Source organism: Caulobacter sp. FG121 (assembly GCF_057809815.1).
Genome location: NZ_JBMDKR010000004.1, coordinates 1 through 13988, shown reverse-complemented (window position 1 = coordinate 13988; position 13988 = coordinate 1). Strand labels below are relative to the sequence as shown.

Here is a 13988-nt window from a genome sequence, read left to right as displayed (position 1 = left end):
GCCTGCACCAACGACAGGGACGAGAACTTACTTGCTGGGCGGGGTCTGCGGAGCGGCGAGGCCGCCAAGGGCGCCGTCAACGGCCGAACCGGGCGCGCCGGTGGTCGGCGCCGCCGGGAGGCCACGCAGTTGCGGCGTCGGCGCGGCGCCCGTGGGAGCAGCCGGCGGCGGCGTCACGGGACGCGGCGCGGCGGTCAGACCCTTCAGGTTCTCACGGCCAACCACGGACGATCCGGCGGACATGCGGCCCTGAATGATCGTCAGGGCGATGCAGAGCACCAGGAAGACCGAGAACAGGATCCAGGTCGAGCGCGTCAGAAGATCGCCCTGACCGCGCGCCGTCATGAAGCCCGACGGCCCCCCGCCCATGCCAAGTGCGCCGCCCTCGGAGCGTTGCAGCAGGACCGCCACGCCCAGCAGGATGGCGACGATGATCTGGATCGTGAGCAGGATGTTCAGCAGCATTGCGGTCTATCAGGGTCCGTGGAGCGACGCGCGCCCGGGCGAAACAAGCCGGCCCCTCTAGCACCACGCAGGCGGCCACGCCATAGCTGGGCATTGTTCGCAAGCGTGCAAGTCCATGATTCTCGAAACCGAACGCCTGACCCTGACGCCCGTCACGCCCGAGGATGGAGCCCTGCTCCAGCCGATCATGGCCGATCCCGAGGTCATGGCGCACATGGACAGCGCCGCCCTGGACGACCCGGACGCGATCGAGGCCTTCCTGCACGGCCAGCTGATCGAAATGGCCAACGAGCAGGCCTTCTACTGGTCGGTCCGGCTGAACGCGGAGTCGCGATACCTCGGCAGCGTCGATCTCTCCGACATCGACTGGCGTCACCATCGCGCCGAGGTCGGCTTCATCCTGGGCAAGGATTCCTGGGGAAAGGGCTACGGCTACGAGGCCATGCAGGCCGTGCTCGGCTACGCGGCTACGCTCGGCTTCAAGCGTCTGTGGGCGCGCACTCACGTCGGCAACCTCGCGTCGGAGGCGCTGTTGCGCAAACTCGGCTTCGAGGAAGAGGGCTACCTGCGCGGCCACGTCGACCGCGACGGCGAACGCCGCGACTGCCGACTCTGGGGGCTGCTGCTGTAGGCCGGGGACATGTACCGCAGGTACGTGTCCCCTAAAACCATACCTGCTCGATTGGGGGACACGTACCTTTGGTACATGTCCCCGCTTATGCCGCCTCGATAATCCCCAGAAAGTCCGCCGCCTTCAGCGAGGCGCCGCCGACCAGGGCGCCGCCGACGTCGCGCAGTTTCAGGATGTCCGAAGCGTTCGACGGCTTCACCGAGCCGCCGTACAGAATCGCGACGCTCCGGCCGTGATCGCCGAACAGCTCGACCAGCACCGTGCGGATAGCCACATGGACCTCCTCGATCTGCTCCAGCGTCGGGGTCAGGCCGGTGCCGATGGCCCAGACCGGCTCGTAGGCCACCGCGAAAGCCTGACCGCCAAGAATGTCGGGCAGCGAGCCCCTCACCTGTCCGGTGACGATTTCGAGCGTCCGGCCCGCCTCGCGTTCGGCCAGCGTCTCGCCGACGCAGACAATCGGCTCCAGGCCCGCGCGATGCGCAGCGCCGGCCTTGGCCGCGACCAGGGCGTCCGTTTCGCCGTACCCCGCGCGGCGTTCGGAATGGCCGAGGATGACGAGGCCCGCGCCCGCATCGGCGAGCATCTCGGCTGAGAGATCGCCCGTGAAGGCTCCGGCCAGTTCAGCGCGGCAATCCTGGCCGCCGATCTCGACCCCGGTCCCTTCCAGCATATCGGCGAGACGATGAATCAGGGTGGCCGGAGGACAGATCGCCACCCTCGCCGCCGGCGGGCGGGCGTCGATGGCGGCGGCGACCGCGCGCGCCTCGTCGAGCGATGCGGCCAACCCGTTCATTTTCCAGTTTCCGGCGATCAGCGGACGCGGCGCGGTCATAAAAGAGGCCCTCGTGGTTCAGCAAATATCGTTCGGCGACCTACGCGAAGGCGAACATCCTGTCACGCCGCATCGGCGCCACGCTTGCGGGGTTGGATGCGCCTCCACTATACCGCCGGGGCGGCGCAAACGCCCCGCGCTCCTGAGGGTCTGTCTGTTCATGCTCGCCTTTATGCGGAAGTTCGCCAAGTCCTGGCTCGCGCTGCTGCTCTTCGTTCCGCTGCTGATCGGCTTCGCCGTGTTCGGCGTGAACAAGGACATCCTGTCCGGCGGACCCTCGACCTATGTCGTGAAGGCCGGGTCGCGAACCGTCTCGCTCAATGATTTCAAGCGGGAGTTCGACAGCTACAAGGAACAGCTCGAGCAGCGCTTCCAGCAGCCCATCTCCGCCGAACTGGCCCAGCAACAGGGCCTCGACCGCCGCGTGATGGAAGAGCTGGCCTATCGCGAATCCCTGGACGAGCTCCTGTCCCGCATGGGTCTGCGGGCCTCCGACAAGATGCTGACCGAAGAACTGCGCAAGGCTCCGGTCTTTTTCGACCAGGTGACCGGTCAGTTCGACGAGAACAAGTACGCGACCGCCTTGCGCGAAAAGGGCCTGACTCCGGCGATCTTCGAAGGGATTCTGACCGACGAAATGCGCCGCAACCAGTTCATCTCCGCCGCTGTCGCCGGCTTGCGGGCGCCGCGCGCCTACTCGGCCATCGGCGGCCTCTTCGCCCTCGAACAGCGCGACCTGGCCTATTTCGCGGTTACCCCGGCGAGCGTCGGACCGATCGCCCAGCCTACCGACGCGGACATCAGCGCCTTCGTCAAACAGAACGCCGCCCAGCTTTCGCTGCCGGAATTCCGCGCCTTCACCGTCGTTCACTTCGACGCGAAGGCCTACGAGAGCCAGGTGACCGTCACGGAAGCCGAGGTGCAGAAGCAGTTCGATTTCCTGAAGGACAGCCTGTCCAGCCCCGAGCTGCGCACCGTCGCCCAGATCCCGGCCAAGGACGCCGGCCAGGCCGCCGCGATCATCGAGCGCCTGAACAAGGGCGAAGATCCCAAGGCCGTGGCCGCCTCGATCGGCGTCACCGCGGTAACCTACGTCGACAAGCCCCGGTCCGCCTTCTTCGATCCGGCCGTCGCGGCCGCGGCGTTCAGCCTGCCCGAAGGCGGCGTCAGCGCGCCAGTGAAGGGCCAGTTCGGTCTGGCTGTCGTCAAGGTCAGCAAGGTCGCGGCCGGCAACGTCGCCACCCTGGCCGAACACCGCGCCGAAATTGAAAAGAAGATCCGCGGCGACCTCGCCGGCGCGAAGCTGTCCGATGTGTCGAAGGTCTACGAAGACGCCCACGAAGCCGGCGCCACCCTGCCGGAAGCTGCCGCCAAGGCCGGCGTCCCGACGACAACCTACGCCCCCGTCACCGCCGATGGCCGTGGCCAGGACGGCAGGCCCGTCCCGGGCATTCCCCCTGCGATCCTGAAGGCCGCCTACGACCTGACCCAGGGCGGCGAAAGCGACATCCAGGACGCCGGCGAAGGCCAGTACTTCGCCGTGCGCCTCGACCGCGTCGTGCCGCCGGCCATGCCGCCGATGGCGGTCATCCGGCCGCAACTGATCAAGACGATCATGCTGAAGCGCCAGGCGGACGCCATGAAGGCGCGGGCCGAGACGCTGGCCGCCCGGATCCGCAAGGGCGAGTCGATCGAGGCCGTGGCGGCCTCGGCCGGCGCCCCGGTGGTCCGCGTCAACGCGATCAGCCGCACCACGCTGCAGGCGCACCAGGCGCTCGGCCGTGAACTGGTCGGCGGCGCGCTGGGATCGAAGAAGGGCGAGCCCTTCACGGCCAGCGCCCCGAACTTCAGCGTCGCGGTCGCGGTGGTCACCGCCATCCGCACGGGCGATCCGCAGCAGGTGGCCCAGGCCACGGAGCAGGGGCGTCAGCAGTTCACCCAGGAGATGTTCAGCGACGTCGGCGAGGCCGCCCGCGGCTACGCCCGCAAGAAGCTGAAGACCAAGACCGACCTGACCCGCGCCCGGATTGCCATCGGCATCGACCCGGCCGACGCGGCCCAGGGCGCCGCTGCTCCGGCAGGCAAGGGCCAGTGACGACAGAGCCGTCCTTCGACAGCTTCAGGGCGGCGTGGGAAGCGGGACGGCCCCAGGTCGTCTGGCGCCGGCTGATCGATGATCTCGAGACGCCGGTCTCGGCCTATCTGAAGATCGCCCGGGAACGGCCCTACGCCTTCCTCTTCGAGTCGGTCGAGGGCGGCGCCTGGCGCGGCCGGTATTCCATCGTCGCGATGAAGCCGGACCTCGTCTGGCGCTGTCGCGGCGACGCCGCAGAAGTGGCCGAGGGCGAGGCCATCGCCGCGGATCGCTTCACGCCGCAGGCCGGCGGGGCGCTGGACAGTCTGCGCGACCTGGTCGCCCGCTCGCGCATCGAGTTGCCGGCGGGTCTGCCGCCCCCTGCCGCCGGCATCTACGGCGCGATCGGCTACGACATGGTCCGGCTTGTCGAGAAGCTGCCGGACATCAACACCGACGAACTGGGCCTGCCCGACGCGGTGATGATCCGTCCGGCGATCGTGGCGGTGTTCGACGCCATCGCCCAGGAGATCGTGCTGGTCACGCCCGCGCGGCCGATGAACGGCGTCAGCGCCGACGCGGCCTGGGCCGAGGCCAACACCCGTCTAGACGCCGTGATGGCCGACCTGCGGCGACCCCTGCCCGCGCCGGCCACTGACGGCACGCCGGGCCCCGACGTCTTCGAGACGAAGGTCAGCCGCACGGCCTATGCGGACATCATCGAGAAGGCCAAGGCCTACATCCGCGCCGGCGACATCTTCCAGGTCGTGCCCAGCCACCGGTTCCGCGCGCCGTTCACCCGTGCGCCGTTCGCCCTGTACCGGTCGCTGCGGCGAACCAACCCCTCGCCGTTCCTGTTCTACCTGAACTTCGGACCGTTCCAGCTGGTCGGCTCGAGCCCCGAGATTCTCGTGCGGTTGCGCGACGGCAAGGTGACCATCCGGCCGATCGCCGGCACCCGCCCGCGCGGCGCCACGCCCGAGCAGGATCTGGCGCTGGAACAGGAGCTGCTCGCCGATCCCAAGGAACGCTCCGAACACCTGATGCTGCTCGACCTCGGCCGCAACGACGTGGGCCGCGTCGCCCGGCTGCGCGAGCCCGGTCGCAACGAACCGGCAAAGGCACAGCGTGGGCCTGCCGTGCGGGTCACCGAGAGCTTCATCATCGAGCGCTACAGCCACGTGATGCACATCGTCTCCAACGTCGAGGGCGATGCGCCCGACGGCCTGGATCCCGTCGACGTGCTGATGGCCGCCCTGCCCGCCGGCACCCTGTCCGGCGCGCCGAAGGTGCGGGCGATGGAGATCATCGACGAGCTGGAGACCGAGAAGCGCGGCCTCGGCTATGCCGGCGCGGTCGGCTATTTCGGCGCAGATGGCTCGGTCGACACCTGCATCGTACTACGCACCGCGCTGCTCAAGGACGGGACGATGTACGTCCAGGCCGGCGGCGGCGTTGTCGCCGACAGCGACCCGGACGCCGAGTACGACGAGACCCTGCACAAGTCGAACGCCCTGCGGCGCGCGGCGGCCGAGGCCTGGCGGTTCGGGTAGTATAGGTTAAGTTCGCGCGTGGACTAACGTGCTGCGGGAAGTTGTGATGCATCAGTCAACTCGGTCAGCTCTGCTGGCTGCCGTCTTGTGCGTCGCTATGCCCCTTTCCGCTGCGCATGGACAGTCGCTGCCGCCATCGAGCGCCACACCGGCCCCCGCCACGGAAACGTCGCTAATCACCCGACCAGATTGGCGTCGGAAGCCGACAGCAGATGACATCGCCCGGGTCTACCCGCTTCGGGCCTCACGGGAAGATGTCGATGGCCGCGCCACAATCCGGTGTCTGGTCAAGGCTGACGGGCGGCTCGAACAATGTGAAGCCCTCTCCGAAAGTCCGATCGGCTACGGCTTCGGCGAAGCGGCGGTCAAACTCGGACGGCTGTTCGTGATGGACAAAATCACCAGCGACGGGGTGCCGGTCACAGGCGCTGTAGTGATGATTCCGATGGTGTTCCGGGCGCCTCGCTAGGCGAAGGCTGTATAATTCGGACTTAGTTGTTCTCGCTGGGCGACACGACCTCAGTCGTGGCCGGCGCAGGCTCCAGCGCCAGCCGGCTTTCGCTCACGGGCGGAGCCATGACCATCGCCACGGCGAACCCCAGGGCCGAGACCGCCGCGAACAGCGCCGCCGCCAGGGCGCCGACCAGGTTCTCCCGCTCCAGCGGCGGCTTGAGCAGCGCCTTGGCGTAGGCCAGAGCCTCATGGTCGAGAACGGAATCAGCGTGCGGCATGGGCGGAAGATGAAGCGCGCCGCCATCCCACACAACGTCATCGTCGGACTTGTTCCGACGACCCAAGGCCTGGCTGTTCGACGGGAGCACGCGGAGGGCGCCGCGCCAGGGACCATTCGCACCGTGCGCATGGGTCGTCGGAACAAGTCCGACGATGACGGAAGTTTGGGGTGCGTCGGCAAGTAAGGCGATAGCGGCCCCTTACAGCCACACCCCGTACAGATCATCCCAGTGCGGGTTCTCACGCTCGATCAGGTTGATCTTCCAGTCGCGGATCCAGCGCTTCATGGTCTTCTCGGTGCGGATCGCGTTGGTCATCAGCTCGAACGAACGGTACCAGACCAGCCGCTTGCAGCCGTGATCGCGCGTAAACCCCGGGATCAGGCCTTCGCGATGCTCCCAGACCCTGCGGGACAGGTTGCCGGTGACGCCGATGTAGAGCGTGCCGTGCCGGCCGCTGGCCATGATGTAGACCGCGATGATCCCGTCGCGCGAAACCATACATCAAGCCATACTACTATCTTTGCGCGCATTCCATCCCCGTCATCGTCGGACTTGTTCCGACGACCCAAGGCCTGACTGTTCGACGGGAGCACGCGGAGGGCGCCGCGCCAGGGACCATTCGCACGGTGCGCATGGGTCGTCGGAACACGTCCGACGATGACGGGATAATCGGAAACTGGCGGGGATTGGGGCGATGACGAAAAGGGGGAATGGCTCTAGAATAAACGCACCATGATCCTCGTCATCGATAACTACGACAGCTTTACCTACAACCTCGTTCACTACCTGAACGAACTGGGGGCGGAGACGGCTGTCTGGCGCAACGACGCGCTGACGGTGCAGGAAGCGCTGGGGATGAAGCCCGAGGCGGTGCTGCTGTCGCCGGGCCCCTGCGCGCCGGACCAGGCCGGGATCTGCCTGCCGCTGCTGCGCGGCGCGCCGGAAGACCTGCCGATCCTCGGGGTCTGCCTCGGCCACCAGGCGATCGGCCAGGCCTATGGCGGCGAAGTCGTGCGGGCCAAGGCGATCATGCACGGCAAGACCAGCCCGATCCATCACGAGGGCAAGGGCATGTTCAGGGGCATGCCCAACCCGTTCACGGCGGCGCGTTACCACAGCCTGTCCGTGCCGAAGGAAAGCCTGCCGGACGTTCTGGAGGTCACCGCCCGGACCGAGGACGGCGAGATCATGGGATTCCAGCACAGGACCCGGCCGGTCTTCGGCGTTCAGTTCCATCCCGAATCCATCGCCACAGAGGGCGGCCACCATCTGCTGGCTAATTTCCTCGATCTGGCCGGCGTCAAGCGCGGCGAGACCGTCTAGGCCGTGTCGGATGCCTTCAAGCCTCTGCTGAACCGTCTGGCCGACGGCGCGACCCTGTCCGAGGAGGACGCGGAGGCCTTCTTCAGCGCCTGCCTGCGCGGCGAGCCGACCCCGGCCCAGGTGGCCGCGGCGGTCACCGCGATCCGCCTGCGCGGCGAGACGGTCGGCGAGATCGTCGCCTGCGCCCGCGCGATGCGGCGGGCGGCGGTCAATCTCGATCTGCCCTACGAGACGGTCGATGTCTGCGGCACCGGCGGCGACGGCCTGCACACCCTGAACATTTCGACCGCCGTCGGCTTCGTCGCGGCGGGTGGCGGGCTGAAGGTGGCCAAGCACGGCAACCGGGCCATCACCAGCAAGTCCGGCACCGCAGATGTGCTGGCCGCGCTGGGCGTCAACATCGATCCCGGCCTCGACAAGCAGCGCGCGGCGCTGGACCAGGCCGGCATCTGCTTCCTGTTTGCCCAGGCTCACCACGGGGCGATGAAGCATGTCTCGCCGATCCGCCAGCAACTGGGTTTCCGCACGATTTTCAATCTGTTAGGCCCATTGACTAATCCTGCAGGCGCACGGCGGCAGGTGGTCGGTGTCTCGGCCCCGCGTTTCGTCGAGCCGATTGCCCAGGCGCTGGGCGCGCTGGGCGCGGTCCGCGCCTGGTCCGTCCACGGCCAGGGCATGGACGAACTGGCCACCACCGGCGAGACCGAGGTCGCCGAATGGCGCGACGGCGGCGTGCGCCGCTTTCAGATTACGCCGGAAGCCGTTGGATTGCCTCGCGGTTCACTCGCTGATCTTACGGGTGGAGATCCCGGGTACAACGCCGCCGCCCTGCGGGACCTGTTGAACGGCAAGGCCGACGCGTATCGCGACATCGTGCTGTTGAACGCCGCCGCCGCGTTCCTCGTGGCGGACAAGGTCGAGACGTTGCGCGAAGGCGTCGAACTGGCCGGCCAGGTCATCGACGACGGCCGAGCCCTGAAGGCGCTCGAGACCCTGGTCGCGGTGACCGCATGACCGACATCCTCGCCAGGATCGCCGCCTACAAGCGGGACGAGGTGGCGCAGCGCAAGCCGGCCCGGCCGTTGGCCGAGGTCGAAGCCGCCGCCCAGGCCGCCAGCGCGCCGCGCGGCTTCAAGGCCTCGCTGGAATGCCACCATGGTCCCGGCCGGCTTTCGCTTATCGCCGAGATCAAGAAGGCCTCCCCGTCCAAGGGCCTGATCCGGGCAGACTTTGACCCGCCGGCGCTGGCAAAGGCCTACGAGGCCGGCGGCGCGGCCTGCCTGTCCGTGCTGACCGACGGCCCGAGCTTTCAGGGCGCGGACAGCTATCTGGTGGCGGCCCGGGCGGCGACCGCCCTGCCCTGCATCCGCAAGGACTTCCTCGTCGATCCCTGGCAGGTGGCCGAGAGCCGCGCGCTGGGCGCCGACGCAATTCTGGTCATCCTGGCGATGATCGACGACGCCCTGGCCGCCGACCTGATGGCGCAGGCCGCCCGCTTCGGCATGGACGCCCTGGTCGAGGTGCATGACGAGGCCGAGATGGACCGCGCCTGCGCCCTGGGTGCGACGCTCGTTGGCGTGAACAACCGCGACCTGCGGACATTCACCGTCGATCTGGCGATCACCGAGCGACTCGCCGCCCGCGCACCGGCCGGGGCCTTGCTGGTGACGGAGAGCGGCATCTTCACCGCCGCCGACGCGGCCCGGCTGGAAGGCTCGGGCGCGAAGGCCATGCTGGTGGGCGAAAGCCTGATGCGTCAGGCCGATGTGGAAGCAGCGACGCGGTCGCTGCTGGCAGCGGCGTAGTCGCTACCCCGCCCTGACCGCCGCCGGCCGCAACGATTCGACGTCGCCAGGGGGCCGCACCTTCCGTCCCATGGTCCAGTTGGACTGCATCCGCACCTTGGGATTCGGCGCGCTCCAGATCTCGCCGCTGTCATCCAGCGCCACCACCCAGATCAGGTGATGCTCGGGGCCGTAGTCGATGACGGCGATGGCCTGACCGGAGCCCTTGCCCTCGACGGTCATGGGAATCGGGGTCTGCAGTTCGGTGAACGACATGGTCTCTCGCGGGGCTGGCTGCTCCGTCGAAACGACCGGCAACCGCCCGTGTTCCCTCGCTTTTTCGTGAGCTTTCGGCGCCTCGAACCCCGTTAACTTGACAGAAACCAAGAACGCCTAGAGAACATCGACAGTTGTTAGCGGTTTGTTCCGCGACAGATTCGGTGGCGAGGCCCGGCAGATGCTCACCCGCAAGCAGCACGAACTGCTCATGTTCATCCACGAGCGGATCAAGGAGACCGGTGTCTCTCCCTCCTTCGACGAGATGAAGGAGGCGCTCGATCTGGCCTCCAAGTCGGGCATTCACCGACTGATCACGGCGCTGGAGGAGCGCGGATTCCTGCGCCGCCTGCCGCACCGGGCCCGGGCGCTGGAAGTGACCAAGCTGCCGCAGCAGGCGACAACCTCCGCTCCCGCCGGCGGCCGGCAGTCGTTCAAGCCCCAGGTCGTGGCAGGCGACAAACTGGCCCCGTCCCCGGCTTCAATCGCCAATGATGTGCGTGAAATTCCGCTGCTTGGCCGGATCGCAGCCGGTTCGCCGATCGAGGCGCTGCAGGTCGAACGCGACAAGATGCTGGTGTCCGAAAGCATGCTGGGGGCCGGCGAGCACTATGTGCTCGAGGTGCAGGGCGACTCGATGATCGACGCCGGTATCCTCGACGGCGACTTCGTGCTGATCCGCAAGACCGACACCGCGCACAGCGGCGAGATCGTCGTGGCCCTGGTCCAGGGCGAGGAAGCCACGCTCAAGCGCCTGCGCCGCAAGGGCGCCTCCATCGCGCTGGAAGCGGCCAACCCAAAATACCAGACACGGGTCTATGGCCCCGATCAGGTCGAGGTCCAGGGCAAGCTGGTCGGGCTGATCCGCAAGTATCACTGAGTTTCATGATCTATGCTCCCCACGGCGTGGGGAGCTGTCGCGCGAAGCGTGACTGAGGGGAGTCGGTGCACGGACTCCCCTCCACCGCTCTTCGAGCGGTCCCCCTCCCCAGCTCCGCTGGGGAGGATTTTTGTGAAGACGAACCCCTCCCCTACGACCCCCTTTCGCTTTCCACCACCACGCGGCAGGCTCGCCCAAACAATCGGGAGCACCGTCATGACCGTCAGCCTGTTCAGTTTCGTCGACATCTTTGACCGCGCGCTGGCGGCGGCCGATCACCTGATCGATCGAGGCCTGACCTTCGCCGAGGCGCAGGGCGGTGGCGAAGACAACCTGCTCGGCTGGCGGCTGATCGACGATATGGCCACCTTCCGCTTCCAGATCACCGTGGTCTGCAACTTCGCCCGGCAGTGGCCGGCCCGCGCGGCGGGTCTGCCCGTGCCAGAATCCCTGCCGGACGATCTCGACGTCGCCGGCCTGAAGGCCGCCATCGGCGAGGGGCGGACCTATCTGGCCGGGCTGACGCCGGCTCAGTTCGAGGGGCGTGACGACGCACCCGTGACCTTCGCCATCGGCCCCGGGATGGAGCCGACCTTGCCGGCTGGGCGATGGATCACGGTGTTCGCCAACACCAACCTGATGTTCCACCTGTCGACCGCCTACGGGATTCTTCGGGCCAGGGGCGTCCCGCTGGGCAAGATCGACCTGTTCGCCGCGGGGCTCTAGCCGGTCCAGGGCCGCCGCCCACGCAGGTCGTTCGCCCATCGCACCTGCCAGCCGTCGTGCGTTCGCCACAGCTCCGCCGCCCCGCCGACTGCGAAATCCTCCGCCGACAGCAGGATCGCGCCCTCACAGCCCCGCCAGGGCGCCGGCGAGCGCATAACGACGAGTCGGCCCGGCGCACAAAGCTCGTCGAATTCCGCTGGTTTCGGGGGCTTCTTCCCCGCCCAGAGAGCGACGTCAGGGCCCCTGCCCGGCAGGCAGGCGAAGCGGTCGCAGGCGAACAGGGCGTCTCTCGCGGCTTCCGGGTCTTCGCTGATGGCCAGTCCACGGCGACGGGTCCACAGGTCGGCTGCGAACCGGCGGGCATCGGGGCGCAGCAGAATGGCCTGTCGCTCGACCCGCACGGCCATCGCCGCGCCGTCGGAGGCGATCCAGACGTCAGGCGGGGTCGCGCGCGGCCAGACCAGCACGGCCATCGCCATAGGCGCGCCCAGCCAGCGCAGACGGCCCTTCCACAGGCACAGCAGCATGATGCCGAGAAAGGCGATCGGCAGGGCGGCGGCCGGCCCGCTGGCGATCGTGACCTGGGCTCCGGGTTGCACGGCTGTCTGGTGTGCAACGTAGATCATGCCGTCGATGCCTTGCCCCGCGACCCACAGGAACGGCCCGCCGAGCCCCAGCGGCTCCAGCGCCGCCCCGAGCGCCAGAAAGGGCATGATGACGAAGCTCGACAGCGGCGAGACGATCAGATTGGAAATCAGGCCGTAGCTGGCCATGCGATTGAAGTGGTGCATGGCGAACGGGCCCGTGGCCAGGCCGGCGACAAAGCTGGCCGCGATCGCCGCCGTCAGCCACAGCACCATCCCCTGAGGCGCCCGGATCCACCAGGGAGCTGAAATCTCGCGAACGGTGCGCGGCCAGGCCTCCGCCAGCGCGACGAGCGCGGTGGTCGCGGCAAACGACATCTGGAAACCCGGCCCAGCGGCGGCTTCCGGCTGGAGGGCGAGGATGATCAGGGCCGACACGGCAAGGGTGCGCAGACTGACCGCCTGCCTGTCCACGAGCATGGCGGCGAAGGCCACGCCGGCGGTGATCGCGGCCCGTTCCGCCGGAGGCGGCGCGCCGGACATCACCAGATAGGTCGTAACCGCGATCAGGCCGGCGCCGGCGGCGACCTTCTTGCCCGGAACCCGCAACGCCAGCCAGGGGATGAGCGCTATTGCGAGCCGCGCGGCGGCGAACACGAAGCCGCCGACGATGGCCATGTGCAGTCCGGAGATCGAGATGATGTGCGCCAGGCCGGAGGCCCGCATGTCCGCGGTCTGTTGGGCCGGGACCCAGGCCTCGTGGCCGGTGACCATGGCTGCGCCGAGGCCGCCGCTCGTGGGACCCATCCGGGCCACGATACGCTGCGCCAGTCTCCAGCGTGCGGCGTTCACCGCCATCGTCAGGCGCAACCTGATGGGCGGCTTCGGCAACCTGGTTTCCGCCGGCGCGCCCAGGCTGAATCCCACACCGCCGACCCGGTCGAACCAGGCGTCCCTGGCAAAGTCGTAGGCCCCCGGACTGGCGGGCGCGGGCGGAGGGCCGAGCATCGCCAGCACGCGCACCGGCGATCCCGGCGGCGGCGGCGCGATCCCTTCGCGCAAGGTGATCCGCACCCGCACCGGGGTGGCCTCCGGCGTCAGGTCCGAGACCCGGACCGGCGCCAGCAGCAGGCGCATGCCGCCCGCGCCGGGACTGGGCACATCGACGACCCAGCCCTCGATCACCCGCGGCGCCCCGGAGGTCGGCGCGATGGGCGCGGCCACCCTGTCGGACCGCGCCTTGCCGGCGAGAAACCCGGCCGCCGCGAAGGCGACCAGGGTCGCGCCGATGACCAGCGCGCCCGTGCGCCAACGCCGCGCCACCAGGCTTCGCCCGCCGATCGCCAGCGCGGCCGCGACCAGCGCCAGCCACAGCGGCGGCTCGATCCGCAGGGTCAGATAGCCGGCAGCGCCAAGGCCGAAGGCCACTGGCGTCCAGAGGGTCCAGCGACTCGCCTGGGCGGAGAATTCAGAACCCAGCGCGGCGAGGCTATGTGCGGCGCGAGCGACCGTGCTAAGAGGCCGCCCCATTCCAGCAGACCCCACCGAGATGTCCGACTCCAGGCCTGTCGTCACCCGTATCGCCCCCTCGCCGACCGGCTCAATGCACATCGGCACGGCGCGCACCGCGCTGTTCAACTACCTATACGCGAAACATATGGGCGGGCGCTTTCTTTTGCGTGTGGAAGACACCGATCGCGAACGCTCGACCGAAGCCGCGGTGCAGGTGATCTTCGACGGCCTTGCGTGGCTGGGCCTGCCCTTCGACGGCGAGCCCGTCTTCCAGGCGTCGCGCGCTGACCGCCACCGCGCGGTCGTGCTTGAGCTGCTGGAGGCCGGCAAGGCCTACCGCTGCTGGCTCAGCGGCGACGAGCTGACCGCCGCCCGCGAGGAGGCCCAGGCCGCCGGCCATGCACTGCGATCGCCCTGGCGTGACCGCGATCCCGGCCCGGCCGACCTCGCGAAGCCGCACGCCATCCGTTTCCGTGGACCCAGGAACGGCGACACCGTCGTCAGCGACCTCGTCCAGGGCCAGGTGACGTTCAGAAATCGGGACCTCGACGATCTCGTCCTGCTGCGTTCTGACGGCGCGCCGACCTACAACCTCGCCGTGGGGGGGGGGG

Annotated in this window: 16 protein-coding genes; 10 read left to right on the top strand and 6 right to left on the bottom strand. The window is 68.5% G+C overall.

Annotated elements, in window-relative coordinates:
* Positions 1-27 precede the first annotated feature (27 nt).
* On the bottom strand, positions 28-465 hold the full coding sequence (gene secG / locus ACODSL_RS11580; RefSeq protein WP_488900847.1) for a preprotein translocase subunit SecG: 438 nt from the start codon (positions 463-465) through the stop codon (positions 28-30).
* Between the two features lie 115 nt (positions 466-580).
* On the opposite strand from secG, the gene ACODSL_RS11575 reads away from it, so the two are divergent.
* A complete protein-coding gene (locus ACODSL_RS11575) occupies positions 581-1096 on the top strand; it encodes a GNAT family N-acetyltransferase (RefSeq protein ID WP_488900846.1) in 516 nt (171 codons plus the stop codon).
* 85 nt (positions 1097-1181) lie between these two features.
* Here ACODSL_RS11575 and tpiA read toward each other — a convergent pair whose 3' ends face one another.
* Complete coding sequence (gene tpiA, locus ACODSL_RS11570; RefSeq protein WP_488900845.1) at positions 1182-1931, bottom strand: triose-phosphate isomerase; 750 nt, start codon at positions 1929-1931, stop codon at positions 1182-1184.
* Positions 1932-2091: 160 nt separating this feature from the next.
* Between tpiA and ACODSL_RS11565 the strand changes: the two genes are divergently transcribed.
* The 3 genes from ACODSL_RS11565 to ACODSL_RS11555 are packed head-to-tail and all read left to right on the top strand — an operon-like array spanning position 2092 to position 6027.
* Complete coding sequence (locus ACODSL_RS11565) at positions 2092-4026, top strand: peptidylprolyl isomerase (protein WP_488900844.1); 1935 nt, start codon at positions 2092-2094, stop codon at positions 4024-4026.
* Positions 4023-5558: an anthranilate synthase component I gene (gene trpE / locus ACODSL_RS11560; RefSeq protein ID WP_488900843.1), complete on the top strand. Its 1536-nt coding sequence runs from the start codon at positions 4023-4025 to the stop codon at positions 5556-5558. Before ACODSL_RS11565 ends, trpE begins: the two co-directional genes overlap by 4 nt.
* 46 nt (positions 5559-5604) lie before the next feature.
* On the top strand, positions 5605-6027 hold the full coding sequence (locus tag ACODSL_RS11555; RefSeq protein ID WP_488900842.1) for a TonB family protein: 423 nt from the start codon (positions 5605-5607) through the stop codon (positions 6025-6027).
* 22 nt (positions 6028-6049) lie between these two features.
* Here the strand turns inward: ACODSL_RS11555 and ACODSL_RS11550 are convergent, their stop codons facing one another.
* Positions 6050-6289: a hypothetical protein gene (locus tag ACODSL_RS11550; protein WP_488900841.1), complete on the bottom strand. Its 240-nt coding sequence runs from the start codon at positions 6287-6289 to the stop codon at positions 6050-6052.
* A 201-nt stretch (positions 6290-6490) separates the two neighbouring features.
* A complete protein-coding gene (locus ACODSL_RS11545; RefSeq protein WP_488900840.1) occupies positions 6491-6790 on the bottom strand; it encodes a GIY-YIG nuclease family protein in 300 nt (99 codons plus the stop codon).
* Positions 6791-7024: 234 nt separating this feature from the next.
* Here ACODSL_RS11545 and ACODSL_RS11540 point away from each other — a divergent pair, with 234 nt between their 5' ends.
* From ACODSL_RS11540 to trpC, 3 genes are read left to right on the top strand one after another with little or no spacing between them, the layout of a single operon-like run.
* Positions 7025-7615 (top strand): anthranilate synthase component II, encoded by a 591-nt coding sequence (locus ACODSL_RS11540; protein WP_488900839.1) that lies wholly within the window; start codon positions 7025-7027, stop codon positions 7613-7615.
* Between the two features lie 3 nt (positions 7616-7618).
* On the top strand, positions 7619-8629 hold the full coding sequence (gene trpD / locus ACODSL_RS11535; RefSeq protein ID WP_488900838.1) for an anthranilate phosphoribosyltransferase: 1011 nt from the start codon (positions 7619-7621) through the stop codon (positions 8627-8629).
* Positions 8626-9420, top strand: coding sequence for an indole-3-glycerol phosphate synthase TrpC (gene trpC / locus ACODSL_RS11530; protein ID WP_488900837.1), 795 nt, complete (start codon positions 8626-8628; stop codon positions 9418-9420). Before trpD ends, trpC begins: the two co-directional genes overlap by 4 nt.
* Positions 9421-9423: 3 nt before the next feature.
* Here the strand turns inward: trpC and ACODSL_RS11525 are convergent, their stop codons facing one another.
* The gene (locus ACODSL_RS11525) at positions 9424-9675 is read right to left on the bottom strand and encodes a hypothetical protein (protein ID WP_488900836.1); all 252 of its coding nucleotides are present in this window, start codon (positions 9673-9675) and stop codon (positions 9424-9426) included.
* Between the two features lie 181 nt (positions 9676-9856).
* Between ACODSL_RS11525 and lexA the strand changes: the two genes are divergently transcribed.
* Both lexA and ACODSL_RS11515 read left to right on the top strand, forming a co-directional pair.
* Entirely contained in the window at positions 9857-10555 is a 699-nt protein-coding gene (gene lexA, locus ACODSL_RS11520; protein WP_488900835.1) for a transcriptional repressor LexA, read from the top strand.
* Between the two features lie 216 nt (positions 10556-10771).
* Positions 10772-11281: a DUF1993 family protein gene (locus ACODSL_RS11515; RefSeq protein WP_488900834.1), complete on the top strand. Its 510-nt coding sequence runs from the start codon at positions 10772-10774 to the stop codon at positions 11279-11281.
* Here the strand turns inward: ACODSL_RS11515 and ACODSL_RS11510 are convergent.
* Entirely contained in the window at positions 11278-13395 is a 2118-nt protein-coding gene (locus tag ACODSL_RS11510; RefSeq protein ID WP_488900833.1) for a ComEC/Rec2 family competence protein, read from the bottom strand. The two genes, ACODSL_RS11515 and ACODSL_RS11510, sit on opposite strands and share 4 nt — an antisense overlap.
* Before the next feature lie 19 nt (positions 13396-13414).
* Between ACODSL_RS11510 and ACODSL_RS11505 the strand changes: the two genes are divergently transcribed.
* Positions 13415-13988: glutamate--tRNA ligase (locus tag ACODSL_RS11505; RefSeq protein WP_488900832.1), on the top strand; the 574-nt coding region annotated here is incomplete at its 3' end.

Excerpts from the sequence above, each read along its gene's own strand:
- ACODSL_RS11540 (WP_488900839.1), top strand. The coding sequence starts at position 7,025 with ATGATCCTCGTCATCGATAACTACGACAGCTTTACCTACAACCTCGTT.
- trpC (WP_488900837.1), top strand. The coding sequence starts at position 8,626 with ATGACCGACATCCTCGCCAGGATCGCCGCCTACAAGCGGGACGAGGTG.
- ACODSL_RS11550 (WP_488900841.1), bottom strand. The coding sequence starts at position 6,289 with ATGCCGCACGCTGATTCCGTTCTCGACCATGAGGCTCTGGCCTACGCC.
- tpiA (WP_488900845.1), bottom strand. The coding sequence starts at position 1,931 with ATGACCGCGCCGCGTCCGCTGATCGCCGGAAACTGGAAAATGAACGGG.
- lexA (WP_488900835.1), top strand. The coding sequence starts at position 9,857 with ATGCTCACCCGCAAGCAGCACGAACTGCTCATGTTCATCCACGAGCGG.
- ACODSL_RS11545 (WP_488900840.1), bottom strand. The coding sequence starts at position 6,790 with ATGGTTTCGCGCGACGGGATCATCGCGGTCTACATCATGGCCAGCGGC.
- ACODSL_RS11575 (WP_488900846.1), top strand. The coding sequence starts at position 581 with ATGATTCTCGAAACCGAACGCCTGACCCTGACGCCCGTCACGCCCGAG.
- secG (WP_488900847.1), bottom strand. The coding sequence starts at position 465 with ATGCTGCTGAACATCCTGCTCACGATCCAGATCATCGTCGCCATCCTG.
- ACODSL_RS11510 (WP_488900833.1), bottom strand. The coding sequence starts at position 13,395 with ATGGGGCGGCCTCTTAGCACGGTCGCTCGCGCCGCACATAGCCTCGCC.
- ACODSL_RS11525 (WP_488900836.1), bottom strand. The coding sequence starts at position 9,675 with ATGTCGTTCACCGAACTGCAGACCCCGATTCCCATGACCGTCGAGGGC.
- ACODSL_RS11515 (WP_488900834.1), top strand. The coding sequence starts at position 10,772 with ATGACCGTCAGCCTGTTCAGTTTCGTCGACATCTTTGACCGCGCGCTG.
- ACODSL_RS11555 (WP_488900842.1), top strand. The coding sequence starts at position 5,605 with ATGCATCAGTCAACTCGGTCAGCTCTGCTGGCTGCCGTCTTGTGCGTC.
- ACODSL_RS11565 (WP_488900844.1), top strand. The coding sequence starts at position 2,092 with ATGCTCGCCTTTATGCGGAAGTTCGCCAAGTCCTGGCTCGCGCTGCTG.